The sequence below is a fragment of the Streptomyces sp. NPDC026575 genome (assembly GCF_055567415.1).
Genome location: NZ_JBVHQM010000006.1, coordinates 12258 through 37118, shown reverse-complemented (window position 1 = coordinate 37118; position 24861 = coordinate 12258). Strand labels below are relative to the sequence as shown.

21 protein-coding genes and 2 tRNA genes are annotated in these 24861 nt (G+C 72.6%); 14 read left to right on the top strand and 9 right to left on the bottom strand.

Annotation, left to right across the window (positions count from 1 at the left end; all coding sequences use genetic code 11):
- Window positions 1-94 precede the first annotated feature (94 nt).
- The 4 genes from ACZ4NB_RS09970 to ACZ4NB_RS09955 all read left to right on the top strand — a co-directional run bounded on the left by ACZ4NB_RS09970 (window position 95) and on the right by ACZ4NB_RS09955 (window position 5381).
- The gene (locus tag ACZ4NB_RS09970) at window positions 95-2905 is read left to right on the top strand and encodes a UPF0182 family membrane protein (protein ID WP_467659877.1); all 2811 of its coding nucleotides are present in this window, start codon (window positions 95-97) and stop codon (window positions 2903-2905) included.
- Between the two features lie 112 nt (window positions 2906-3017).
- A tRNA-Met gene (locus ACZ4NB_RS09965) sits at window positions 3018-3091 on the top strand.
- A 207-nt stretch (window positions 3092-3298) separates the two neighbouring features.
- On the top strand, window positions 3299-5149 hold the full coding sequence (locus ACZ4NB_RS09960; RefSeq protein ID WP_467659875.1) for a sel1 repeat family protein: 1851 nt from the start codon (window positions 3299-3301) through the stop codon (window positions 5147-5149).
- Between the two features lie 158 nt (window positions 5150-5307).
- A tRNA-Met gene (locus ACZ4NB_RS09955) sits at window positions 5308-5381 on the top strand.
- Window positions 5382-5567: 186 nt separating this feature from the next.
- On the opposite strand, the gene ACZ4NB_RS09950 is transcribed toward ACZ4NB_RS09955, so the two are convergent.
- On the bottom strand, window positions 5568-5987 hold the full coding sequence (locus ACZ4NB_RS09950) for a Fur family transcriptional regulator (protein ID WP_393489027.1): 420 nt from the start codon (window positions 5985-5987) through the stop codon (window positions 5568-5570).
- Window positions 5988-6146: 159 nt separating this feature from the next.
- Between ACZ4NB_RS09950 and ACZ4NB_RS09945 the strand changes: the two genes are divergently transcribed.
- Window positions 6147-7610 carry a catalase gene (locus tag ACZ4NB_RS09945; protein WP_467659873.1) on the top strand — a complete coding sequence of 488 codons (1464 nt, stop codon included), beginning with the start codon at window positions 6147-6149 and terminating at the stop codon, window positions 7608-7610.
- A gap of 143 nt (window positions 7611-7753) precedes the next feature.
- Here ACZ4NB_RS09945 and ACZ4NB_RS09940 read toward each other — a convergent pair whose 3' ends face one another.
- Window positions 7754-8155 carry a CBS domain-containing protein gene (locus ACZ4NB_RS09940; protein WP_393489623.1) on the bottom strand — a complete coding sequence of 134 codons (402 nt, stop codon included), beginning with the start codon at window positions 8153-8155 and terminating at the stop codon, window positions 7754-7756.
- A 162-nt stretch (window positions 8156-8317) separates the two neighbouring features.
- Window positions 8318-9121 (bottom strand): histidinol-phosphatase, encoded by an 804-nt coding sequence (hisN, locus tag ACZ4NB_RS09935; protein WP_393489023.1) that lies wholly within the window; start codon window positions 9119-9121, stop codon window positions 8318-8320.
- A gap of 209 nt (window positions 9122-9330) precedes the next feature.
- Between hisN and ACZ4NB_RS09930 the strand changes: the two genes are divergently transcribed.
- Window positions 9331-10050: a TetR/AcrR family transcriptional regulator gene (locus ACZ4NB_RS09930; protein WP_467659871.1), complete on the top strand. Its 720-nt coding sequence runs from the start codon at window positions 9331-9333 to the stop codon at window positions 10048-10050.
- Window positions 10051-10167: 117 nt separating this feature from the next.
- Here the strand turns inward: ACZ4NB_RS09930 and ACZ4NB_RS09925 are convergent, their stop codons facing one another.
- From ACZ4NB_RS09925 to ACZ4NB_RS09910, 4 genes are all read right to left on the bottom strand, one after another.
- On the bottom strand, window positions 10168-10491 hold the full coding sequence (locus tag ACZ4NB_RS09925) for a DMT family transporter (protein ID WP_399149636.1): 324 nt from the start codon (window positions 10489-10491) through the stop codon (window positions 10168-10170).
- A 153-nt stretch (window positions 10492-10644) separates the two neighbouring features.
- Window positions 10645-11652 carry a ribosome small subunit-dependent GTPase A gene (gene rsgA, locus ACZ4NB_RS09920; protein ID WP_467659869.1) on the bottom strand — a complete coding sequence of 336 codons (1008 nt, stop codon included), beginning with the start codon at window positions 11650-11652 and terminating at the stop codon, window positions 10645-10647.
- A 14-nt stretch (window positions 11653-11666) separates the two neighbouring features.
- The gene (aroA, locus tag ACZ4NB_RS09915) at window positions 11667-13031 is read right to left on the bottom strand and encodes a 3-phosphoshikimate 1-carboxyvinyltransferase (RefSeq protein WP_467659867.1); all 1365 of its coding nucleotides are present in this window, start codon (window positions 13029-13031) and stop codon (window positions 11667-11669) included.
- Between the two features lie 145 nt (window positions 13032-13176).
- Window positions 13177-13890 (bottom strand): M50 family metallopeptidase, encoded by a 714-nt coding sequence (locus ACZ4NB_RS09910; RefSeq protein ID WP_467659865.1) that lies wholly within the window; start codon window positions 13888-13890, stop codon window positions 13177-13179.
- 35 nt (window positions 13891-13925) lie between these two features.
- Here ACZ4NB_RS09910 and ACZ4NB_RS09905 point away from each other — a divergent pair, with 35 nt between their 5' ends.
- Together ACZ4NB_RS09905 and ACZ4NB_RS09900 are read left to right on the top strand one after the other, a co-directional pair.
- Window positions 13926-14756: an SOS response-associated peptidase gene (locus ACZ4NB_RS09905; RefSeq protein ID WP_467659864.1), complete on the top strand. Its 831-nt coding sequence runs from the start codon at window positions 13926-13928 to the stop codon at window positions 14754-14756.
- Window positions 14757-14826: 70 nt separating this feature from the next.
- Window positions 14827-15474: an alpha/beta hydrolase family protein gene (locus ACZ4NB_RS09900; protein WP_467659862.1), complete on the top strand. Its 648-nt coding sequence runs from the start codon at window positions 14827-14829 to the stop codon at window positions 15472-15474.
- Between the two features lie 24 nt (window positions 15475-15498).
- Here ACZ4NB_RS09900 and ACZ4NB_RS09895 read toward each other — a convergent pair whose 3' ends face one another.
- Complete coding sequence (locus ACZ4NB_RS09895) at window positions 15499-16125, bottom strand: helix-turn-helix domain-containing protein (protein WP_467659860.1); 627 nt, start codon at window positions 16123-16125, stop codon at window positions 15499-15501.
- A gap of 307 nt (window positions 16126-16432) precedes the next feature.
- Here ACZ4NB_RS09895 and ACZ4NB_RS09890 point away from each other — a divergent pair, with 307 nt between their 5' ends.
- From ACZ4NB_RS09890 to def, 6 genes are all read left to right on the top strand, one after another.
- Entirely contained in the window at window positions 16433-17137 is a 705-nt protein-coding gene (locus tag ACZ4NB_RS09890) for a sigma-70 family RNA polymerase sigma factor (RefSeq protein WP_384442926.1), read from the top strand.
- Window positions 17134-17541, top strand: a complete 408-nt coding sequence (rsrA, locus tag ACZ4NB_RS09885) for a mycothiol system anti-sigma-R factor (RefSeq protein WP_467659859.1) — start codon at window positions 17134-17136, stop codon at window positions 17539-17541. Before ACZ4NB_RS09890 ends, rsrA begins: the two co-directional genes overlap by 4 nt.
- A 201-nt stretch (window positions 17542-17742) precedes the next feature.
- Window positions 17743-19209: an HD-GYP domain-containing protein gene (locus ACZ4NB_RS09880; RefSeq protein WP_467659857.1), complete on the top strand. Its 1467-nt coding sequence runs from the start codon at window positions 17743-17745 to the stop codon at window positions 19207-19209.
- Complete coding sequence (locus tag ACZ4NB_RS09875; RefSeq protein ID WP_467659855.1) at window positions 19206-20567, top strand: HD-GYP domain-containing protein; 1362 nt, start codon at window positions 19206-19208, stop codon at window positions 20565-20567. Before ACZ4NB_RS09880 ends, ACZ4NB_RS09875 begins: the two co-directional genes overlap by 4 nt.
- 448 nt (window positions 20568-21015) lie before the next feature.
- On the top strand, window positions 21016-22014 hold the full coding sequence (locus ACZ4NB_RS09870; protein WP_384433858.1) for a tetratricopeptide repeat protein: 999 nt from the start codon (window positions 21016-21018) through the stop codon (window positions 22012-22014).
- Window positions 22015-22080: 66 nt separating this feature from the next.
- Window positions 22081-22725 carry a peptide deformylase gene (gene def / locus ACZ4NB_RS09865; RefSeq protein ID WP_467659853.1) on the top strand — a complete coding sequence of 215 codons (645 nt, stop codon included), beginning with the start codon at window positions 22081-22083 and terminating at the stop codon, window positions 22723-22725.
- A gap of 42 nt (window positions 22726-22767) precedes the next feature.
- Here def and ACZ4NB_RS09860 read toward each other — a convergent pair whose 3' ends face one another.
- Window positions 22768-24756: a transglycosylase domain-containing protein gene (locus ACZ4NB_RS09860; RefSeq protein ID WP_467659851.1), complete on the bottom strand. Its 1989-nt coding sequence runs from the start codon at window positions 24754-24756 to the stop codon at window positions 22768-22770.
- Window positions 24757-24861: the final 105 nt, after the last annotated feature.

Here is a 24861-nt window from a genome sequence, read left to right as displayed (position 1 = left end):
CACCTTGGCTTTCCAGATGCCGGACCGCGGCGGAGGCCCCACAGGGCCACGGATCAGAGTCGGCCGACCATCGCGGCGGATCCGGACCCTGCTCATGACATTGGGTGTGCTGGCCGTGCTGGCCATGCTCTTCGTGATGTTTGCGGGGTTTTGGACCGATTGGCTGTGGTATCGCTCGGTCAAGTACTCCTCGGTCTTCACCACCACCCTGACGACGAAGGTCGGCCTCTTCGTCGTCTTCGGTGTCCTGATGGCCGTGGCCGTCGGCTTCAACGTCTGGCTGGCGCACCGCCTGCGGCCGCCGCTGAGCGCGATGTCCATGGAGCAGCAGAGCCTGGACCGCTATCGGATGAGCATCGCGCCCTTCAAGAAGTGGGCGCTGATCGCCATCACGGCGGTGGTCGGCCTGATCGCCGGCGCCTCCGCGTCCGGTGAGTGGCGCACGTGGCTGCAGTGGGTCAACGGCGTCCCGTTCGGCAAGACGGACCCGCAGTTCGGCATGGACGTCTCCTTCTACGCGTTCGACCTGCCCTGGTACCGCTTTCTGCTGAGCTTCGGCTTCGCCTGCGCGGTGCTGTGCCTGGTGGCCGCCGCGCTGACGCACTACCTCTACGGCGGACTGCGGCTGACCAGCCCCGGTTCGCGGGCGACGGCCGCGGCCACCGGCCATCTGTCGGTGCTGCTGGGCCTCTTCGTCTCGCTCAAGGCGATCGCGTACTGGCTCGACCGGTACGGACTCGCGGTGAAGTCCAGCGGCCTGAAGTCGGCCGAGAACTGGGCGGGCATGCGCTATGTGGACGCCAACGCCTACCTCCCGGCGAAGACCATCCTGTTCTTCATCGCGGCGATCTGCGCGGTGCTGTTCTTCGCGACGCTCTGGCGGCGCACCTGGCAGCTGCCGGTGATCGGCTTCGGCCTGATGGTGCTCTCGGCGGTCCTGATCGGCGGGCTGTATCCGGCCATCGTGCAGAAGTTCCAGGTCCAGCCGAACGAGCAGGCCAAGGAAGCGCCGTACATCAAGCAGAACATCAAGGCGACCCGGGACGCGTACGACATCCAGGACGCCGAGGTCACGCCGTACAAGGGCGACTACAAGCCCACCGGCAAGGAGGACGGCCAGCGGCTGCGTGACAACGCCGACACCACCGCCAGCATGCGGCTGCTGGACCCGAACGTGGTCTCGCCGGCCTTCCAGCAACAGCAGCAGGTGCGGGCGTACTACCAGTTCCCCTCCACCCTCGACGTCGACCGGTACAAGGACGCGGACGGCGCCGAGCAGGACACCGTCATCGGTCTGCGCGAGCTGAACATCGCCGGCATCCCCGAGCGCAACTGGATCAACGACCACTTCAAGTACACCCACGGCTACGGCGCGGTCGCCGCCAAGGGCACCGAGGCCGCCGACGGCGGCGGTCCGAAGTACACCCAGTCGGATCTGCCCGCCAAGGGGCAGCTCCCCCAGCATGAGCAGCGGGTGTACTACGGCGAGAAGACCACGCAGTACTCCATCGTCGGCGGTCCGCAGAAGGAGCTGGACTACTCCGACGACAAGGGCGAGAAGAGCTACAGCTACCAGGGCGACAGCGGGGTCAACCTCGCCAACCCGATCAACCGCGCCGCGTACGCGGTGGCGTTCGGGGAGCCGCAGATCCTGTACTCCGGCGCGATCGGCGACGGCTCGCGGATCCTGTACAACCGCACGCCCAAGGAGCGCGTCGAGTCCGTCGCCCCCTGGCTGACCATCGACGGCGACGCCTATCCGGCGGTCATCGACGGCCGGATCAAGTGGATCGTGGACGCCTACACCACCAGCAACGGCTACCCGTACGCCTCGCGCACCACGCTCGGGGACACCACGGCCGACTCGCTCACCGACGGGCAGCGCGCGGTGGTGGCCCAGCAGAACCAGGTCAACTACATCCGCAACTCCGTCAAGGCGACGGTCGACGCCTACGACGGCTCGGTCAAGCTCTACCAGTGGGACGAGAAGGACCCGGTCCTCAAGACCTGGATGAACGCCTTCCCCGGCACGGTCGAGAAGAAGAGCGCCATCAGCCCGTCGCTCAAGGAGCACCTGCGCTACCCGCAGGACCTCTTCAAGGTGCAGCGCCAGCTGCTGACCACGTACCACGTCACGGACCCGGGGACCTTCTACACCGGCTCCGAGCGCTGGCAGATCCCCAGCGATCCGACGACCAAGTCGGGCAACGCGGTACCGCCGTACTACCTGAGCTTGAAGATGCCGGATCAGAAGGACCAGACCTTCTCGCTGACGACGACCTTCACGCCGAACAAGAAGGACAACCTCGGCGCCTTCATGGCCGTCGACGCCAATGCGACCAGCGGCGACTACGGCAAGATCAGGCTGCTGAAACTGCCCGCGCAGACCCCGGTCCCGGGTCCGCAGCTGGTGCAGTCCAAGTTCAACTCCGATCCGGTCATCGCCAACGAGCTCAACATCCTCAAGAAGTTCGGCGACTCGGAGATCGAGTACGGCAATCTGCTGACCGTCCCGCTGGACGGCGGACTGCTCTATGTCGAACCGGTGTACCTGCGCGGCGCCAACACCAACTACCCCCTGCTGAAGAAGGTGTTGGTGAGCTACGGCGACAACAAGCCGGTCCTGGAGGACTCCCTCAAGGACGCGCTGGACGTGGTCTTCGGGAAGAAGGCGCCCAGTTCGGGTACGGAGAAGCCGCCGGGCGGCGGGGACACCGGCCAGCAGCCGCCGTCGAACCAGACGGTGCAGCAGGCCCTGTCCGACGCCCAGAGGGCCTACGAGGAAGGCGAGAAGGCGCGCGTGGCGGGCGACTGGGGCGCTTACGGCGAGGCCCAGAAGAAGCTCAAGGCGGCGCTGGACCGGGCCGCCAAGGCGTCCGAGAAGGGCGGCAAGTCGGGCGGCTGACCCGCTGGCGGTGGTCCCCGGGCCCCGCGGCCGCCGGTGCGCAACCGGTGGCCGCGGGGCCGCGCCACTGCGGGGGCCGACCCCGCGCCGTGATAGATTGATGGCACAACGACGCGGGGTGGAGCAGCTCGGTAGCTCGCTGGGCTCATAACCCAGAGGTCGCAGGTTCAAATCCTGTCCCCGCTACGGAAAGCCGAAGGCCTGGATCCGAACGGATCCGGGCCTTCGTCATGCGTTCGGGTCGATCCTGAGGAAGGCCGGGTCGCGCGGCCTATGTAGGGAACCTGTGTGCTTGAGTTTGACAAGTCGCCGTGTCGGGAAGTCGACAAACCGCTGAAGTGACCTCACTGGCTGCGGTATACCAGGTGTACGCGGGTTACAGGTGATGCGACGATGGGTCTTATGGGGGACAAGGCAAGGTTGTTGGAGACGGACCGGTTTGTGCACGCGCCCGACGACGGGCGCGAATCCGAGCTGCAGATGGACGCGATGGAGGCCGCGGAGGCCGCCGACGCGTCCGATGCCGTGACCGAGACCGGCTACCGCCGGGCGGCCGAGGCGGGCGACACCGCCGCGATGAGCGCACTCGGTGCGATGCTGCTGCGCCGCGGTGACCTCGACGGCGCCGAGCCGCATCTGCGCTCCGCGGCCGCCGCCGGGGACCGCGCCGCGGCCAACAACCTCGGCGTGCTGCTGCACCAGCGCGGCTACGGGGACGAGGCCGCCGGCTGGTGGCGGATCGCCGCCGTCGCCGGCTCCGCCGCCGCCGCGCACGCCCTGGGCCGGCACTACCGCGAGCGCGGCGACGAGCCGGCCGCCGAGTACTGGCTGCGCCAGTCCGCCGAGTCCGGTCACTGCCTGGGCGCGTACGCCCTCGCCGACCTGCTGGAGCACCGCGGCGACATCGGCGCCGAGCGCTGGTTCCGGGCCGCCGCCGAGCGGGGCCACCGCGAGGCCGCCTACCGCCTCGCCCGGCTGATCGAGGACGGCCGCGACGCGGACCGCCGGGCGGCCACCGCCTACGGCGAGCTGAACCAGCAGGAGGAGGCCGAGCAGTGGTACCGCCAGGCCGCCGCGCGCGGCCACCGCAGGGCGGCGCTGCAGCTGGGCGCGCTCCTGGAGGACCGCGGCGACGTCCAGGAGGCGGGCCGCTGGTACCTCTCCGCCGCCAAGGACGGCGAGGCGCGCGCGGCCTGTGCGCTGGGCTACCTGCTGCGCGACGCCGGCGACGAGGAGAGCGCCGCGGAGTGGTGGCGGCGCGCCGCCCAGGACGGCGACGGCAACGCCGCCAACGCGCTGGGCGCGCTGCACGCCGAGCGCGGTGAGCTGCAGAGCGCCGAGCGCTGGTACCGCGTCGCGCTGGACGCCGGGGACGTCAACGGGGCGTACAACATCGGCCTGCTGTGCACCCGGCAGGGCCGGGCCGGGCGCGGCGAGCAGTGGTACCGCCGCGCCGCCTACGCCGGGCACCGCGAGGCCGCCAACGCACTGGCCATCCTGCTGCTCCAGCGCGGCGACGCCTCGGGAGCCGAGCCGTGGTTCTCCAAGGCGGCCGAGGCGGGCAGTGTGGATGCCGCGTTCAACCTCGGCATCCTCTTCGCCGGACGCGGCGAGGAGCGGATGGCGCACACCTGGTACGAGCGAGCGGCCGCGGCCGGGCACACGGAGGCGGCGCTGCAGGTCGCCATCGTCCAGCTGCGGGACGGCGAGCTCCAGCGCGCGGAACGCAATCTGCGCTGTGCGGCCGGCGGCGGCAGCGCCGAGGCGGCCTTCCGGCTCGCGGACCTGCTGGACCGCAGGGCCGCGGCGGCGGGTGCGGGGCTGGCCGACAGCGAGCGGGCGGCGGACGACGAGAGCATGCAGTGGTACGAGCGGGCCGCCCGGCAGGGCCATCGCCGCGCCCAGGTCCGGGTTGGCATGTTCGCGGCGGCTCGTGGCGAGCTGGCCGAGGCCGCGGAGTGGTACCGCACGGCGGCCGAGTCCGGCAGCCGCAACGGCGCCTTCAACCTCGGGCTGCTGCTGGCCCGGGAGGGCAGCCTCCCCGAGGCGGCCCTGTGGTGGCAGCGGGCCGCCGAGGCCGGGCACGGCCGGGCCGCCCTGCGGCTGGCGCTGATCGCCGCCCGGCGCGGTGCGCTCGCGGAGGCGCAGGCATGGTGTGCGCGCGCCGTGGAGCTGGGGCCGCCGGAGGTGGCGGAGCGCGCGGCGCGGCTGAGTGCGGCGCTCCAGGACGAGCTGAGCGCGTAGTGCGTGCCGTCCCGGACCGGGCCCGGTCCGGGACGGCACGCACTCGCGTTTCGGGCGGGGCGGGGCCCACAAGCCCCGGGGTCGCGGGCCGGCCCCCGGGCGGTGGGAAAGGGATTTGCGCTGGTCGTCGGGCCGGGGTTAGAGTAAAGCCACAACGACGCGGGGTGGAGCAGCTCGGTAGCTCGCTGGGCTCATAACCCAGAGGTCGCAGGTTCAAATCCTGTCCCCGCTACTCACAGGCCAAGGCCCGGATTCCGTGGGATCCGGGCCTTCGTCGTGTCTGCGGCCGTTACGGTCGACGGGCTCGCCGGCGGGTGCCGGGGCCCGGTGCGCGCGAAGGAGCCCGCGGCCGGACGGGCGCGGGCTCTCGGCGGAGTTTCGGCGCGGCCTGCCGGAACGGGGCAGGCGCGGCCTTGCGTCAGGACGTGCCGCTGCAGTGGGGGCAGATGCCCCGGTAGGTCACGGTGACCTCGGAGACCTGGAAGCCGTAGCGCTCCGGCTCGGGGAGGGCGGACAGCGGGTCGCCCTGGACGTGCACATCGCGGATCGTGCCGCACTGCGAGCAGACGAGGTGCTGATGGTCGTGATGGGCGTTGGGGTCGTAGCGCTTGGCGCGGCCGTCCGTGCTCACCTCGATCACCTCGCCGAGCGAGACCAGCTCGCCCAGGGTGTTGTAGACGGTGGCGCGGGAGATCTCCGGGAGTCGGTCGGATGCCAGCGCGTGCACTTCGTCGGCGGTGTAGTGGACGTGGTCCCCGTCGAGGACCTCGGCGACGACGCGTCGCTGCGCGGTCAGCCGCCAGCCGCGTCCTCGGAGCCGTTCCAGCAGGTCACTCATGCCAATCACCTATCAGTCAGATAGAGCCAGGGTAGCAGTGGCCGGTCCATCACCGGATCGCGTACGACTTTCGTGTTCTTCTTGACTTAGACATTGTCCAATGTAGGATCGGGGTCGGCGCAAGCCAAGGGCAGGTGTAGAAGACTTCAGGAGGCGCACGTGTCGGTAGAGAGCAGCACCGGACCGCTGACCACGGAGACCGGTGCTCCGGTCGCGGACAACCAGAACAGCGAGACGGCCGGCATCGGCGGACCCGGCCTCATCCAGGACCAGCTCCTGATCGAGAAGCTGGCGCACTTCAACCGCGAGCGCATCCCGGAGCGCATCGTGCACGCCCGCGGTGCCGGTGCGTACGGCACGTTCACGGTGACCGCGGACGTGACCAAGTACACCCGCGCCAAGTTCCTCTCCGAGGTCGGCAAGCAGACCGAGACCTTCCTGCGCTTCTCCACGGTCGCGGGCAACCTCGGTGCCGCCGACGCGGTGCGCGACCCGCGCGGCTTCGCGCTGAAGTTCTACACCGAGGAGGGCAATTACGACCTCGTCGGCAACAACACCCCGGTGTTCTTCATCAAGGACGCCATGAAGTTCCCGGACTTCATCCACACCCAGAAGCGCGACCCGTACACCGGCTCGCAGGAGGCGGACAACGTCTGGGACTTCTGGGGTCTGTCGCCCGAGTCCACCCACCAGGTGACCTGGCTGTTCGGCGACCGCGGCATCCCGGCTTCGTACCGCCACATGAACGGCTACGGCTCGCACACCTTCCAGTGGAACAACGAGGCGGGCGAGGTCTTCTGGGTCAAGTACCACTTCAAGACCGACCAGGGCATCGAGAACCTCACCCAGGACGAGGCCAACAAGCTCGCCGGTGAGGACCCGGACAGCCACCAGCGCGACCTGCGCACGGCCATCGAGCGGGGCGACTTCCCGACCTGGACCGTGCAGGTGCAGATCATGCCCGCGGCCGAGGCGGCGAACTACCGCTTCAACCCGTTCGACCTGACCAAGGTCTGGCCGCACGAGGACTACCCGCCGATCGAGATCGGCAAGCTGGAGCTCAACCGCAACCCGCAGAACATCTTCGCCGAGGTCGAGCAGTCGATCTTCTCCCCGCACCACTTCGTGCCGGGTATCGGCCCGTCCCCCGACAAGATGCTGCAGGGCCGTCTCTTCGCGTACGGCGACGCGCACCGCTACCGCGTCGGCATCAACGCCGACCACCTGCCGGTCAACCGCCCGCACGCCACCGAGGCGCGCACCCACGGCCGGGACGGCGTGCTCTACGACGGCCGTCACGCGGGCGAGAAGAACTACGAGCCGAACAGCTTCGGCGGCCCCGTCCAGACCGGCCGGCCGCTGTGGCAGCCGGCCCCCGTCACCGGCGCCACGGGCGAGCAGGCCGCGCCCTCGCACGCCGAGGACACCGACTTCGTCCAGGCCGGCAACCTCTACCGCCTGATGTCGGAGGACGAGAAGGAGCGCCTGATCGACAACCTGGCGGGCTTCATCGCCCAGGTCTCCCGCGACGACATCGCCCAGCGGGCGATCGAGAACTTCCGCAAGGCGGACGCGGACTACGGCAAGCGGCTGGAAGCCGCGGTCCAGGCCCTGCGCGGCTGACAAGGGCCCCGTGCGGCCGGGCTGCCACCGCTCCCGCGGATGCGGTGGCTCGCCGTGGGGGTTGCCCGACTGCCGCTTGCCGTAACAACCGAAGAGGCCGGATGCCGATGGGCTCCGGCCTCTTCGCGTACCGGAGCCCGGTGTCAGGCCGGTACGGCACCCGCTCGTGCGGCGGCGGGTGACCAGCAGCGGATGATGTCGCGCACGGACACGACGCCGACCGGCTCATGCCCGTCCAGCACGATCAGATGGCGGAAGCCGCCGCGCACCATGGCGTCCGCGGCGTCTTCCAGGGTCCATTCCGGGGCGGCGAAGACCACGTCGGGGGTGGTGTGGGTCTGGGCGGTCTCCCGGTCGGGGTTCTCGCCCGCGCCCAGCGAGTTGAGGATGTCGCGCTCGGTGAGGATGCCGATGCCGCTGTTGTCGTTGTCGAGGACCACGGCCGAGCCGATGCGGCGGGCCGCCATCAGCTGCGCCGCCTGGCGGAGGGTGTGAGCGGGCCCGATGGTGAGGACCACCGTGCTCATGGCGTCTTTGACGTACATGGGCATGGAGCGGAGCCACCTCCTTGGTGAGTGTGCTTGCGAAGGAATTCACAAGTTCACAAAGTGGGGGATTCTCATGTTCACATGCCGTCGTCGATGCAACAAGGGGCGAGTGCGGGACACCAGTCCGATTACCCGCCCCCTCAACCGCGTTGGCGCAGGTCAGCGCTTGTCGTCGCCGAGGTAGCCCAGCAGATCCTCGTGCAGCAGGCCGTTGGAGGCCGCCGCGTTGCCGCTGTGCGGGCCGGGCTTGCCGTCCAGGCCGGAGAACTGACCCCCCGCCTCCTTCACCACCACCGCGCAGGCCGCCATGTCCCACAGCGAGAGCTCCGGCTCCGCGCAGATGTCCACCGAGCCCTCGGCGACCATCATGTACGGCCAGAAGTCGCCGTAGGCCCGGGTGCGCCAGCAGTCCCGACTCAGGTCGAGGAAGCCCGCCAGATTGCCGCGCTCCTCCCAGCCGGTCAGCGAGGAGTACGCGAACGACGCGTCCTGGATGCGGCCGACCTTGGACACCTGCAGCCGGGTCGCGGAGGTCAGGCTGCGGCCGGTGAAGGCCCCCAGGCCCTCCGCGGCCCACCAGCGGCGGTTGAGCGCCGGCGCGGAGACGATGCCGACCACCGGGCGGTCGCCGCCCTCGCCGCGCTCCATCAGCGCGATCAGCGTCGCCCAGACCGGCACGCCGCGGACGTAGTTCTTCGTGCCGTCGATCGGGTCGATGATCCAGCGGCGCGGCCCCGCGCCCTCGCTGCCGAACTCCTCGCCGAGCACCGCGTCCCGCGGCCGGGCCCGCTGGAGCTGGCTGCGGATCAGCTCCTCGGCGCTCTTGTCCGCCTCGCTCACCGGCGTCATGTCCGGTTTGGTCTCGACCTTGAGGTCGAGCGCCTTGAAGCGCTCCATCGTGGCGGCGTCCGCGGCGTCGGCGAGGACATGGCCGAGGCGAAGATCATCGTGATAGTCGGGCATGTGCGAACAGTATCCATTGGTATACGCCGGAGCCACACGGCCGCGGTCCGCCCGGCGTGTGGCGTGCTCCGGTCGGGGGGCGGCGCCGGAGCGCGGTGTGCGCGGGCGGCGCATGGCGATCAGGGCGTCACGCCCCTTGACACCCCCTGATGCCACGTCAATTCTGTGCGAAAACCGGCCACCTGGGCCGGCGTCCAGGGAGGCGATGGATGTCCGCAGCGCGTGAATCCCTGCTGGATGCCGCCTATACGGCATTGCTGGCCCGGGCCTGGACGGCCGTACGGATGGTCGATGTCGCGGCCGCCGCCGGCGTCTCCCGGCAGACGCTCTACAACGAGTTCGGCAGCAAGGAGGGCCTCGCCCGCGCCCTGGTGCGCCGGGAGACCGACGGCTACCTCGCCGGGGTCGCCCGGGTGCTGGCCCGCGGCGGCACCCCGGACGCCGGGACGCGGGCCGACGCGGCGGCCCGGATGGCGGCCGCGGCCACCTGGACGCTGCGCACCGCGCGGGTCAACCCCCTGGTCAGGGCCGCGCTGACCGGCTGCTGGGGAGACCGGCTGCCGGCCCCGGCGGCGGACCCCGCGCCGGCCGGAACGGCACGGCCGGGCGTCCCCGCGCAGCGCAGGGCGCCGGCCGTCGAGGGGCCGCCGCCCGAGCCCGCCGAGCTCGTCGGCCGGCTCCGCGATCAGGCCGTCGCCGTGCTGGAGCCGGGCTGGCCCGAGGAGGAGCGGGCCGCCCTGGGCGCCGCCTGCGAGACCGCGGCGCGGCTGACGCTGTCCTGTGTGGTCGCCCCGGCGGCGGGGCCGGCGCCGGGACGCCTGCCGGCGCGGCGGACGCGGCGGGAGGGGGAGACGGAGGCGGTGTCGCGGCTCGTACGAGGGGCCTTCGCGCGGTTGTCGGACGGTGTGGAGCCGGGCGCCCGGCGCTGACGGAGCGTCACCGTGGCGGCGGCGTACGGCGGTCGGCGGGCGCACACCCGATGCGCCGGTGGCGCCGGCCCGGACCTCGGGCCCGGACCTCACTGCCCGACGCTCAACGCCCGGACCTCAGTGTGCCGAGCCCGACAACTGCAGCCCGATCACGCCCGCGATGACCATCGAGATGGAGACGATCTTCAGCGTGGAGACCAGATCGCCGAGGAAGGCCATGCCGTAGATCGCGGTGCCCGCCGCACCGATGCCGGTCCACACCGCGTACGCCGGCCCGACGTCCAGCTTGCGCAGCGCCAGCGTCAGCAGGCCGAAGCTGCCCAGCGCGAAGATGGCGAAGGCGATGGTCGGGTACAGACGGGTGAAGCCGTGCGAGAGCTTCAGACAGACTGCGAAGCCGGTCTCCAGCAGCCCCGCCACCACCACCAGCAGCCACGCCATGACCCATTGCCTCCGTCAGCTGGATGAGCGGCGGCAGGACGTCACCCGCACTCATCTGGAGCCCCGACCGGGCGGCCGCGGCCCCGTTACCAGTTCGCCGGCCTTGTGTGATTATGCCTTTACCCAGGGCGGGCGGCAGGAGATCGCCGGCGGTCAGTCGCCCTCGCGTCGCTCGCGGGTGGCCAGCAGGCGGCGCAGCGAGTAGAGGCGGGCCGGTTCGGCGTGGCCGTCGCCGACCCAGGCGTCCAGCGCGCAGTCCTGCTCGTCGTGGCTGCAGGCGCGCGGGCAGTCGGCGGTGCCCGGCTCCAGGTCGGGGAAGGCGTGGATGACCCGGGACGGATCGATGTGCGCCAGTCCGAAGGAGCGCACCCCCGGGGTGTCGATGACCCAGCCCGAGTCGCCGGGCAGCGGCAGCGCCAGCGCGGACGTGGTGGTGTGCCGGCCGCGGCCGGTGACCGCGTTGACATGCCCGGTGGCCCGGCGGCGCTCCGGGACCAGGGCGTTGACCAGGGTCGTCTTGCCGACACCGGAGTGCCCGACGAACGCCGTCATACGGCCCGTCAGCACGGCCCTGACCCGCTCGGCGGCGCTGCCGTCGGTCAGCTCGTCGCGGTTGGTGACGATGTAGGGGACACCGAGCGCGCCGTAGGACTCCAACAGGGCGTCCGCGGACGCCAGATCGGACTTGGTCAGCACCAGCAGCGGGTCCAGGCCCGCGTCGTAGGCGGCGACCAGGCAGCGGTCGATGAGCCGGGGGCGCGGCTCGGGGTCGGCGAGCGCGGTGACGATCGCGAGCTGGTCGGCGTTGGCGACCACGACCCGCTCGTAGGGGTCGTCGTCATCGGCCGTACGGCGCAGCGTCGAGGTGCGCGGCTCGACCCGGACGATCCGGGCGAGGGTGTCCTTGGTCCCGCTCAGATCGCCGACGACGGCGACCCGGTCGCCGACCACCGCGCTCTTGCGGCCCAGTTCGCGGGCCTTCATCGCGGTGACCGTGCGGCCCTCGATGAGGCAGGTCAGCCGGCCGCGGTCGACGGTCAGGACCAGGCCCGCGCCGGCGTCCTCGTGCTTGGGGCGGATGTTGGTGCGGGGGCGGTTGCCCTTGGGGTTGGGGCGGACGCGGATGTCGTCCTCGTCGGGGTTCTTGCCGTAGCGGCGCATGGCGGCGATACCCCTCAGGCTCTCCGGGCGGGGGCGGCCGCCGGGTCGAGCATGTCCCGCCACAGCGCGGGGAAGTCCGGCAGGGTCTTGGCGGTGGTGGCGACGTTCTCCACCTCCACGCCCTCGACCGCGAGGCCGATCACCGCGGCGGCGGTGGCCAGGCGGTGGTCCTCGTAGGTGTGGAAGATCCCGCCGTGCAGCGGGCGCGGCCGGATGTGCAGCCCGTCCGCGGTCTCGGTGACATCGCCGCCGAGTTCGTTGAGCTCCTTGGTGAGCGCGGCCAGCCGGTCGGTCTCGTGCAGCCGGAGGTGCGCCACCCCGCGCAGCGTGGACGGGGAGTCGGCCAGCGCGGCGACCGCGGCGATGCCGGGGGTCAGCTCGCCGACCTCGCCCAGGTCGACGTCGATGCCGTGGATCCGGCCGCTGCCGGTGAAGGTCAGGCCGTGCTCGGTCAGCTCGCAGGAGCCGCCCATGGTGGTGAAGATCTCGCGCAGCGCGTCACCGGGTTGGGTGGTGTGCTCGGGCCAGTCCGGAATGGTGACCCGGCCGCCGGTGACCAGCGCCGCGGCCAGGAACGGCTGGGCGTTGGACAGGTCCGGCTCGACGACCAGATCGCGGCCGAGCAGCGCGCCCGGAGTGACCCGCCAGACGTTCGGCTCGCCGCCCGCCTCGGGGGTGTCCACCTGCGCGCCGACGCTGCGCAGCATGTCGACGGTCATCCGGATGTGCGGCATCGACGGCAGCGCCGCGCCCACGTGCCGGACCTCGACGCCCTGGTTGAAGCGCGGTGCGGACAGCAGCAGGGCGCTGACGAACTGGGAGGAGGACGAGGCGTCGATCTCGACCGGGCCGCCGTCCAGGGCGCCGCCGCCGAAGACGGTCATCGGGAGCGCGCCGCGGTGGTCGTCGTCGATCCGGGCGCCCAGGGCGCGCAGCGCGTCGATGACGCCGCCGAGCGGCCGCTCGTAGGAGCGCGGGTCGCCGTCGAAGCGGATCGGGCCGTCGGCGAGGGCGGCGACCGGCGGCAGGAAGCGCATGACCGTTCCTGCGTTGCCGACGTCGATGGTGGCCGGGCCGTGCAGCCCCGCCGGGATGATCCGCCAGGCCTCACCGCCGCCGGGCTGCCCCGCCGCGCCGACGGAGCTGGAGGAGGCGGTCTCCTCGATGCCGACGCCCATCGTGCGCAGCGCCTCGGCCATCAGCAGCGTGTCGCGGGAGCGCAGCGGGCGGCGCAGCCAGCCGGGCTCGGAGGAGAGGGCGGCCAGCACCAGGCCGCGGTTGGTGACCGATTTGGAGCCGGGCACGGTGACGGTTGCATCGACGGCCCCGGAGGCGAGGGGGGCGGGCCACAGGGCGGGGTGTGCGGGGCTCTCGGTCATGCCCTTACTTTAATGGCTGGGCAAGGGTGCCGATCTTGATCAAAAGTGGCGCAACCTCACCGAAACACGGCACTGGTAGTGCGCTCGTGTGCCGGGCGCGCGCAGCCGGGGGCGCGGTGGTGCGGGAGGGCGGCCGCCGGCGGTCTCAGAGGCCGAGCAGCCAGCGTCCGCCGCCGATCAGGGAGCACAGCGTCACCACGTGGAACAGGCCGAGCCAGAGGGCCGCCGGGACGTTGGTCAGCCGCGCCAGCTGGTCCGGATCGGAGTCCTCGGCCCCGCCCCGGCGCCGCTTGCCCTGCAGCTCGAAGGGCGGCCGCACCCCGCCCAGCAGCAGGAACCACACTGCCGCGTACGCGAACGCCGCCTGTACAGCGGCCGTGGTCAGCCAGGACACCAGCACGAACGCGGCGCCGGCCAGTACGACCGTGAGCACACCGTAGGCATTGCGGATCATGACCAGCATCGCCAGCAGCAGGGCGGTCGCGCCCCACAGCAGCGCCGTGATGTGCCCCGCGGCGAGCAGCGCGGCCCCCGCCAGGCCCAGCAGGGACGGCGCGATGTACCCGGCCGCCGCGGTCAGCACCATGCCCAGACCGGTCGGCTTGCCGCGCGAGACGGTCAGACCCGAGGTGTCCGAGTGCAGCCGGATGCCGTCCAGGCGGCGGCCGGTGACCAGCGCGATCAGCCCGTGCCCGCCCTCGTGGGCGATGGTCACGGCGTTGCGCGACAGCCGCCAGGCGGTCCTCGGGGCGACGGCGCCCAGCGCGAGCACCGCGGTGACGATCACCAGCCAGAGCGAAGGAGCGGGCTGGGTCCCGAAGACGCGGCTCCATATGTCGGTGAGGTGGTCGGTGTCCATGTCTCCCCTTCGTGTGGCATGGCAGTGTGGCATGCATGTGCGGTAGGTATGCGGCGAGTCGACGGGCCGAGGACGTGGCGGAGGTCTTCGGCGTGCGGCAGTGGGAGCCGAAGGAGACCCTGGCGCCCAGTTGGAACGTGGCGCCGACGGACCCGGTGCACGTGGTGCTGGAGCGCCCCCTCAAGGGCGAGGCGGCCGCCGCGTTCCCGCCGGGCCCGGTGCGGCAGCTGCGGACGCTGAAGTGGGGCCTGGTCCCGTCGTGGTCGAAATCACCCGAGGGCGCCGCGCGGATGATCAACGCGCGGGCCGAGACGGTGCACGAGAAGCCGTCCTTCCGGCAGGCGTTCGCCACCCGCCGCTGCCTGCTCCCCGGGGACGGCTACTTCGAGTGGGTCACCGACGCCGCCGAGCGGCAGCTGGAGGAGCAGGGCCGCAAGAAGCGGCCCCGCAAGCAGCCGTACTTCGTCACGCCCGCGGACGGCTCGGTGATGGCGATGGCCGGGCTGTACGAGTTCTGGCGGGACCGGACGCTGCCAGCAGACCACCCGCTGGCCTGGTGGGTGACGTGCACGGTCGTCACCACCGAGGCCGAGACCACCCCGCTGGCCGGGGCGGATGGCGGCGAGGGCCCGCGGTCGCTGGCCGAGATCCACCCCCGGATGCCGCTGGTGCTGACCCCGGACCGCTGGGACGCCTGGCTCGACCCGGCCCGTACGGACCCCGACGCGCTGCGCGGGCTGCTCGCGCCCCCGCCGCCCGGCCTGATGCGCGCCTACCCCGTTCCCACCGAGGTCAGCAACGTCCGCAACAACGGTCCCGAGCTGCTCACCGAGCTCGACGGGCCGGAGGTCGGCACCCTGTTCTGACGGCGGCCCGGCGCGGGCACCGGCGGGCCGCGGTGCCCCTTCGCGCGTCGGCGCGGGCAGGATGGGGCGTATGAGTACAGGGGTGAAGGAGACCGAGACGGTCGCGACACCGGCGGGCGACGCCCGGATCACCTGGTACCGCGACGCGACGCCCGCCCGCGCCGTGGTGGCCCTCGGCCATGGCGCCGGCGGCGGCATCGAGGCCCGCGATCTGCGGGCCCTGGCGGCCGCGCTGCCGGCCCGCGGCTACACCGTGGCGCTGGTCGAGCAGCCGTGGCGGGTGGCCGGCAAGAAGGTGGCGCCCGCGCCGAAGACCCTGGACACCGGATGGACCGCGCTGTGGCCGGCGCTGGAGAAGCCGGGGCTGCCGGTGGTCGCCGGCGGCCGGAGCGCGGGGGCCCGGGTGGCCTGCCGTACGGCGCGCGAGCTGGGCGCCCAGGCGGTATTGGCGCTGAGCTTCCCGCTGCACCCTCCGGGGCGGCCGGAGAAGTCCCGCGCACAGGAGCTGACCGGCGCCGGGGTGCCGACCCTGGTCGTCCAGGGCGGCCGCGACCCGTTCGGCCGGCCGGAGGAGTTCCCGCCGGGGACGCGGATCACCGAGGTCGCGCACGGCGACCACGGCTTCGCGGTGCCGAAGAAGGCCGGCGTCGGCGAGGCGGAGTCGATGGCGGTGATCACGGAGGCCGTGGCGGCCTGGCTGGACACGCTGTTCGGCTGACCCGGCCGCCGGTCCGGCCGCCGCTCACCCCTGCCCGCGCGGCCGGGCCCGTACGTGCATCCGCTCGCCCTGCCTGCCGAACAGGCTCAGCAGCTCCACCGGCTCGTCGCCCGCGGGGCCGAACCAGTGCGGCAGCCGGGTGTCGAACTCGGCGGCCTCGCCGGCCCGCAGCTCCACATCGCGGTCGGCGAGCAGCAGCCGCAGCCGCCCGGACAGGACGTAGAACCACTCGTACCCCTCGTGCGTACGCTGCTCGGGTGGCTCGCCACTGGGGTCGATGACCAGCTTGAACGCCTGCAGGGCGCCCGGCTGGCGGGTCAGCGGCACCACGGTGCGGTCCCCGCGCCGCACCGGCACCGCACGCACCCGCGGATCGCCCACCTCGGGCGCGCCCACCAGCTCGTCCAGCGGTACCTGGTGCGCCTGCGCGAGCGGCAGCAGCAGTTCGAGGGTGGCCCGGCGGCCGCCGGACTCCAGGCGCGAGAGGGTGCTCACCGAGATGCCGGTCACTTCGGACAGCGCGGCGAGCGTCACCCCGCGCTCCTGGCGCAGCCGTCGCAGCCGCGGGCCCACCTCGCCGAGCACCCGCTCGTAGGCGCCGCCGCCCGTGCCGCCCGTGCCGTCCGTGTCGTCCCGCCTCGTACCGTCCACCCCTCCATTGCCGAAGGGGCAACGCGGTTTGTCAACTCGTGGCGAAGATCGGTGTGCGGAGCGGGAATGACCCGGCGTATGCGGCTGTTGTGGGTGTCGTAGGTAGTCGAGTACGTCCGGCGAAGCATGAGGAATGGGAGTCCGCCGCATGGGAATCGCTTGCCCGGCCCGCCCGGCCGCAGACCTGCCGTGGTCGCAGATGCAGGTGACGCAGCCCGCCCTGGCTGGAGCGGCGGCGGCACCGGATCGTCGTCTATTCTCCGATTCGAGTGGGTCCGCTTCCGGATCCGTGACGCTGTTGGAGGAGGTGGGTCCGGTCACCGGTACCGACGCAGGGACCGACGGCACGGCCGAGGAGCAGTCCGCGCGCCGACAGGAGAGCGCGGCCGAGCGCAATGCGCGCTTCGAGCGGGACGCGCTCACCTTCCTGGACCAGATGTACTCCGCCGCGCTGCGCATGACGCGCAATCCGGCCGATGCGGAGGACCTGGTGCAGGAGACCTACGCCAAGGCGTATGCGTCCTTCCACCAGTTCCGGGAGGGCACCAACCTCAAGGCCTGGCTGTACCGCATCCTCACGAACACCTTCATCAACTCCTACCGCAAGAAGCAGCGCGAGCCCCAGCGCAGCGCCGCCGACGAGATCGAGGACTGGCAGCTGGCGCGCGCCGAGTCGCATATGTCGACGGGCCTGCGCTCCGCCGAGTCCCAGGCGCTCGACCACCTGCCGGACTCGGACGTGAAGGCCGCGCTCCAGGCGATCCCAGAGGAGTTCCGCATCGCGGTATACCTCGCGGACGTCGAGGGGTTTGCGTACAAGGAGATCGCGGACATCATGGGGACACCCATCGGCACGGTGATGTCCCGACTGCACCGTGGCCGGCGCCAGCTGCGCGGCATGCTGGAGGACTACGCCCGTGAGCGCGGGCTGGTTCCGGCGGGGGCGGCGGCCGCGGACCCGCAGGCCGCGCGTACGTCGGAATCGCACGACCGGAAAGGCTCGGGATCATGAGCTGCGGAGACCCGCACGAGAAGGACTGCTCAGAGGTCCTCGACCACCTCTACGAGTATCTCGACCGCGAGATGCCCGCCGGGGAGTGCGCGGAGTTCCAGGTGCATCTCGACGAATGCTCGCCGTGCCTGGAGAAGTACGGCCTGGAGCAGGCCGTCAAGAAGCTCGTCAAGCGCTGCTGCGGCCATGACGACGTCCCCAGCGATCTGCGCTCCAAGGTCATGGGCCGGATCGATCTGATCCGGGCCGGCGAGGCCGTGCCCGAGGTGAGCGTGCTCGAACAGGCCAAGCACGAGCAGGCGCAGCGGGAGCAGGCGGACGCGGCCGATGCGGGCGGGACCGCGGGTCCGTCCGAGGCGGCCGGCTCCGCCGATGCACGGACGAAGGCCACGCGCGCCGAATAGGGCGGCGCATCACCCGAAGGGGTGAGGGCAGGCCGTCAGAGCCGCCCGATCCGCCGATGCGCCCTCCCCGGCGCCCCGGCCCCTTCTATTCTCACCGAACCCCGGCGCACCGCGGAGGCGACGCGAGCGCACCGCGGCCGCGAGGGTTCCCCCGCTCCCCAGGAGCCGGGGGCGAGCGGTGGGCATGCTGAGGAGGGCGCGATGCGGGGACTGCCGGCGGCCGCGCGAGGGTACATCGGAGGCGTCGCGCTGGCCGCGGCGCTGTGCACCGCCCCCGCGATACGGCTCGGCGCCGGCGCCCCCTGGGCCGGTGCCCTGGCCCTGGCCACCCTCTACGCACTGTGCGAACAGGTCCGCCGCCGACCACCGCCCGGCGGCCGGGTGCCGTACGGGACGCCGTCCTACGCCGGACCCGGCTGGGCCGCCCCCGTCCTGCTCGCCGGGGCCTTCCTGCTGCCGCCCCCGCTGGCCGCGCTGACCGCCGTCCCCGGAGCGCTGCTCGCACCGGCCGACACCCGTTCGGCTGCCGCCCGCCGGCTCTGGCACGCCGCCGTACCGGCCCTGGCCTGCTGCGCGGCCGCCGAGGTCTTCCGGGCGTTCGCCCACCACTCGCTGTCCGCACCGCGGTTCCCCGCCCTGCTGCTGCCCGCCGCGGCGGCCGCGGCGGCCTTCTGCGCGGTGCCGGCCGCGCTGGAGGGCGGGGTGCTGGTCACCGCCGAACGCCACCCCGTACGCACCGCCTGGCGCGGACTGCTGACCCCCTCGCTGGGCCCGCACCTGGTCCACGGCCTGGCCGGGCTGATGATGGCCGTGCTGTGGCGCAGCTCCTACGGGCCGTCGGCGGCGCTGCTGGTGCTGCTGCCGATGCACCTGTCCTACTGGGCCTTCGACCGCTACCACCGCGAGCGCGCCGCCCATCAGGCCACCATCCGCGCCCTGGTCCAGGCCGTGGACATCAAGGACCGCTACACCCGCGGGCACAGCGAGCGGGTCGGCCGGGCCTCGGTGATGATCGCCCGGGAACTGGGCATGGCGGAGGACCGGATGGAGGTGCTCCGGTTCGCCGGCATCCTGCACGACGTCGGCAAACTCGGCGTCCCGACCCGGCTGTTGCGCAAGGACGGGCCGCTGACCCCGGAGGAGCGCCGGGTCATCGAGCTGCACCCGGAGTACGGGCACGAGATCGTGCGCGGCATCGGATTCCTGGGGGAGGCGCGGTCGGCCATCCTGCACCACCACGAGCGGCTGGACGGCACGGGCTACCCCTACGGCCTGAAAGGGCGTCATATTCCGGAGTTCGCGCGGGTGGTGGCGGTTGCCGACGCCTTCGACGCGATGACCTCGACCCGCTCCTACAGCCGGGCCCGCCCGGTGCCGGTGGCGGTCGCGGAGCTGCGCAAGTGCGCCGGTACGCAGTTCGACCCGCGGATGGTCCGGGCGCTGGCCGCGTCGCTCGACCGGTACGGCTGGCACCCGGACCTGGTGACGGCGGCGGACGTGGAGCCGGCTGCGGTGCGGGGCGGTAGAGGAAACGTCACGCCTGAACGGGCGGGCGGGCCGGACGGCCGCACCGTGCCCGCGGCCGCGGCGCCGGGACGGACCGGAGGGGCGGACCGGGCCGCACGGGCGGAACGCGCCGCGGAGCCCCGGCAGGGCGGCGTGCGATGACCGCCCCCGAGGAGCCCCCGGGCACCCGGCGCACCGGCGGCCGCGGCGACCGCCACGACCGCACCGCCCGGCCCCCGCGCCCGCGTCGGCCGGCCGCCCCCGGCAGCGCCGTCGTCGCCGCCGTCCACGTCCCGGCCGCGGCCCTGGCCTGCTGGTCGCTCGGCCGGACGCTGTGGGACGGGCTGGACCGGCCGGGGGTCGCGCTGGCCTTCGGGGTGCTGATCGCGGTCGGTGAGCTGGTCGGATGGGGCCCGGCGCCGGCGAGCGGGGACCGGCCGGAGCCGGGGGAGCGGGAGGCCGCACCGCTCGGTGCGGCCGGTGCGCTCGCCTATGCGCTGCTCGGCGAGGCCGGCGGACTGCCCACCGCCCACGGCGTCCCGCAGACCGTGGCCGTCGTCCTGGCGGCCGGCCTGGTGGGAGTCGTCCCGCGGCTCGCGCACGGCCGCCGCCCGGCGCTCGACCCGCTCGCACGCCGGGTGCTGACCGTCGGCTTCGCCGCCACCTGCTTCCACCCTCTGCACCCCGCCGGGGCGTTGGGCGGCTGGGCGGCGTCCGGGCCCCTCCGCCCGCTCCTGCTGATCGGGCTGCTGGCGCTGACCGCGCTGTGCGACGTGGTGCTGGCGGCGGCGCTCGCCCGGGCCCGTACCGGCTGGCCGTACGGGCCGCTGCTGCGCGACGAGTTGCGGGCGCTGCTCGGCACCGGCACCGCGATCTGCGCCACCGGGGTGGTGATCTCGCTGGCCACCGCGGTCGCCGGGCTGTGGGCGCTGCCGGTGTTCTGCCTGCCGCTGCTGCTGACCCAGTTCGCGCTGCGCCGGTTCGCGGCCGTCCGCGCCACCTACCGCCAGACCATCGCCTCGCTGGCCCGGTCCACCGAGATCGCCGGCTACACTCCGCACGGCCATGCCCGCCGGGTGGCCGCGCTCAGCCGTGCGGTGGGGCGCGAACTGGGGCTGAGCGAACCGGACTTGGACGTACTGGAACACGCCGCCCTGATGCACGACATCGGCCAGCTCTCGCTGCTGGACCCGGTGCCGGACGGGGCGACGGCGCCGCTCCCGCCCGCCGAGCAGCGCCGGATCGCCCTGCTGGGCGGCGCCGTTGTCCGGCAGACCGGCGTCCCCGCGGAGGTCGCGGTGATCGTCGAGCGGCAGGCCGATCCGTACCGGGACCAGCCGGTCACGGCCCGTATCGTGCGCACCGTCAACGCCTACGACGACCTGTCGGGCGGCGCCGCGGGGACCGGCGGCGCGCTGCGCGCCCTGGAGCGGCTGCGGCTGGCCACCGCGCGGGAGCACGAACCCCTGGTCGTCGAGGCGCTGGCCCGGGTCCTGGGGCGCGGTGGCCGACCGGTGTGACATGAGTGACTTCGTGGGACGGGGTCACGGGCCTGCCCGCCCGATCCATCCTGCGGAACCCCTTCACGGATGGCTATCCGCCGGTAAGGTCGGAAATGACCCGGCAAGGGTCGCGAGCGGCTCCCTCACGGGCCGGGGGGTCCGGCATGGTCCGGGAAGCCCCCGAACGCCCCGAAACCCCGTGGTTGAGCCGCCGCGGGCGCCCGGTGGGAGGGAACCCATGGGTAATGAGCGCCCTTCGAGATGGGCATGGTTGGATGCGAAGGAAGCCCCCCGCAGGGGGATTCAGGGGGTCGGGCGAAGGCAAGGAGCCGCAGAGGGGCACAGCAAACCAGGCTGAGCCCGACGGCAATCTGTGGCAGGTTGTCGAGTGGGCCCCCAGTAGGGCCCCGGGCACCGCCCGGGACACCTCCGGAGCGGCATCGAGAGCAACCAGCAGGCGGGAATCGTGAGGATCTTCGGCAAGGTACGGCACCGGCCCTCCGCCTCGTGGCGGCAGGCGACCGACCGCGCTTTCACGCTGATCGGCGACGGCCGTTACGACGACGCGGGGGCGCTGCTGACGCGCGCCGCGGACATGGAGCCGTGGCTGTCGGAGTCCTGGTTCAACCTCGCCCTGCTGCACAAGTTCCGGCACGACTGGGAGCAGGCCCGGGCCGCCGGCCTGCGGGCGGTCGCCCTGCTGGACCGCGAGACCGGGGCGCCCGACTGGTGGAACGTCGGCATCGCCGCCACCGCCCTGCAGGACTGGCCGCTGGCCCGCCGCGCCTGGCAGGCGTACGGCCTCAAGGTGCCCGGCGAGGGCTCGCCGTCCGGCGAACCGCACGGTATGGCCCTGGGCAGCGCCGCCGTCCGGCTCTCCCCGGAGGGCGAGGCCGAGGTGGTCTGGGGCCGCCGGCTGGACCCGGCCCGTATCGAGGTGCTGTCGATCCCGCTGCCGTCCTCCGGGCGGCGCTGGGGCGAGGTGGTGCTGCACGACGGCGTCCCGCACGGCGAGCGGACCACCGTCGACGCCGACGGGGCCACCAGGGCCTTTCCGGTCTTCGACGAGATCGAGCTGTGGGCGCCCTCCCCGGTGCCCACCTGGGTCGTGCTCCTGGAGGCCGCCACGGAGGCCGACCGGGACGCCCTGGAGCAGCTGGCGGCCGACGCCGGCTTCGCCGCCGAGGACTGGTCCTCCTCCGTCCGGCTGCTGTGCCGTACGTGCTCGGAGAGCCGGATGCCCAGCGACGAGGGCGACGGCGAGCATCTGGACCCGCACGACCACAGCGAGCCGGGCCACCCGGGCCCGCTCGGGCACCGCACCGCCGGCTCGGGTTCGCTGTGGGTGCCCGAGCGCGAATGCGGTATCGCCGCGCCGTCGGCCCTGGTCCGCGGGCTGCTGGACGGCTGGGTCGCGGACAGCCCGGACACCCGGGAATGGCGCGACCTCGAAGAGGTCTGCTGAGCGGCCGCCCGCGCCACCGTAGGCTTAGGGCGACTAACAGGGTTTTCAGGAAGGCGTACGGCGGAGATGGCCCAGCAGCCTGTGTTTGATCAAGACGGTGACGAGCGGGTGGACGGCGAGTTCGTCGACGACGTCACGGACGCCGAGCAGCGGGAGGTCGCCCACCGCGAGCGCGGCACCTCGCGGCCGATCACGGTCGTCGGCAATCCGGTGCTCCACAAGGAGTGCAAGGACGTCACGGACTTCGGCGACGAGCTCGCCCAGCTCATCGACGACATGTTCGCCAGCCAGCGCACCGCCGAGGGCGTGGGCCTGGCCGCCAACCAGATCGGCGTGGACCTGAAGGTCTTCGTCTACGACTGCCTGGACGACGAGGGCGTCCGGCACGTCGGCGCGATCTGCAACCCGGTGCTGGACGAGCTGCCGGCCGAGCGCCGGGTGCTGGACGACTCCAACGAGGGCTGCCTGTCCGTGCCGGGCGCGTACGCCGAGCTGGCCCGTCCCGACTACGCCGTGTGCCGCGGCCAGAACGCCGAGGGCGAGCCGATCGCCGTCCGGGGCACCGGCTACTTCGCGCGCTGCCTGCAGCACGAGACCGACCACCTCAACGGCTACCTCTACATCGACCGGCTCAGCAAGCGGGACCGCAAGGCCGCGCTGAAGCAGATGGCCGAGCTGGAGCCGCGCTACCCCGTCGTCCCCAACGACTGAGGCGGGCGGGCGCCCGGTCCCGGGGCCGGGCGCCCGGCCCCGTCAGGACGCCTTCTGGTAGGCGCTCCAGACCTTCGGGGGGAGGGCGGTGCCCAGCCCCTTGTCGTCGCCGCCGACGCCCTGCATCGGCAGCAGCTCGGGCGCGCCCGGCTTGTTGCGGAACATGGTGACGGCCGTGGTCGGCTCGGCGTCGGCGTCCGCGCCGGGCGCGCGGTCGGGGCGGACGGCGGCCCAGTCCTCCTTGTCCGTGCCGGGACCGGCGCCGGCGCCGAATTCCGGGCCGGTGGTCGTCGGGCTGCCGATGAACCACGCCGACTTCATCCGGTCGCCCGGCTCGGTGCGGCCGGCCGCGACCGGCCGCCCGGCCGCCGCGCCGTCCGGCGCCCCCAGGGTGCGCCGGCCCAGCCCCTCCAGGGTCGCGGAGACCTGCTGGGCGACCCCGGCGTCGAGCACCTGCTCGGGCTTGGTGCGCTCGAAGCCGCGGATCTTCTTGCCGTCGTAGGTCATCGACGTCACCGCGTAGGGGTCGGCGTGCAGTCCGCCGTTGGCGAAGGTGGTGTAGGCGCTCGCCATCCGGATCGCGCTGGGCGCCGAGGTGCCCAGCGGGAAGGTCTGCTCCAGGGGCGCCATGCTCTCCTCGCGCAGCCCCGCGTCCACCGCCAGATCCCGGATCCGCGCCAGCCCGAGGCGCTGCCCGGCCTGTACGAACGGCGGGCTCTGGGCCTTGATCAGCGCCCCGCGCAGATCACCGACCTGCTGCTGCCAGTCCACCGGACTCATGTCGTCGGCGTCGTCGAACCGGCCGGCGTCCTCGTCGGGCCCGTCGACCTGCTGCTGGAGCGCGGTCGCCAGCACGAACGGCTTGAAGGCGGAGCCGGCCGGGACGGCCGAGGTGTCCGCGTTGTTGCTGAAGTGCCGGGTGGCGTCCGCGCCGCCGTACAGGGCGACGATCGCGCCGTCCTTGGGGCGTACGGAGGCCGCGCCGAACTCCACGAAGGCGTCGGCGGTGCGCTCCTTCGGATCGAGGTTCTCGCGGCGGACGTCGCTCACCGCCTTCTCCAGGCGGCGGGTGCGCTGCTTGTCGAAGGTGGTGTGTATGCGGTAGCCGCCGCGCGCCAGGTCCTTGTCGGTCAGGCCGGTGCCGGCCTTGACGAACTTGTTGGCGACATCGACGAGATAGCCGATCTGGCCGGCCTGGCTGGTGGGCTTGGACAGCGTGCGCGGCTCGGGGAACGTGCGGTACTTCGCCCGTTCCCGCGGGCTCATCTTGCCGGTGGCGACCTGCCGGTCGAGTATCCACTTCCAGCGTTCCACGGCCCGCTGGTGGTTGGCCTTGCTCAGCCCCGGATCGAACTGCTCCGACCCCTTCAGCAGGGCGGCCAGCAGCGCGCCCTGGCTGGGGTTGAGGTCCTTGGCGTCGATGCCGTAGTACGCGTGGGCGGCCGCCTGGATTCCGTACGAACCGCGGCCGAACCAGCTGGTGTTGAGGTAGCCGCGCAGGATCTCCGGCTTGGACTTCTGGTTGCTCACCTTCAGCGAGAGGATGAACTCCCGCGCCTTGCGGGTGACCGTCTGGTCCTGCGAGAGATAGGTGTTCTTCACATACTGCTGGGTGATGGTGGAGCCGCCCTGGGTCTCCTCGCCGGAGACCATGTTGACCACGGCGCGGGCGATGCCCTGCAGGGAGACGCCGGGGTCGCTGTAGAAGGTGGCGTTCTCCGCGGCGATCACGGAGTTCTCGACGGAGTCGGGCACCTTGTCGAGGGTGACGTTCTGCCGGTTGACGGCGCCCACGCTCACCATCTGGCTGCCGTCCGCCCAGTAGTAGACGGTGGCCTCCTGCCCGGCGAACTCGTTCTCGTTCGGAAAGTCGATCGTCGCGTACACGACGGTGAACAGCCCCGCCAGGCAGAGGATCCCGAACGAGAGGGTGCCGAGCCACAGCCGCCATGACGGCAGCCAGCGGCGCGGCCCCTCTCGTCCCTGGCGCGGATAGTCGATGAACCGACGACGCCCCTTCGTGGCCTTCATATCCACAAGGATGTGGTGGCCACGGCTCCGGTTGCCGAGGTAACAGAACGCTCACATTGGCGGATGACCAGGGCCGACGGGGCGTCGCAGATCCTCGGTTCCCCG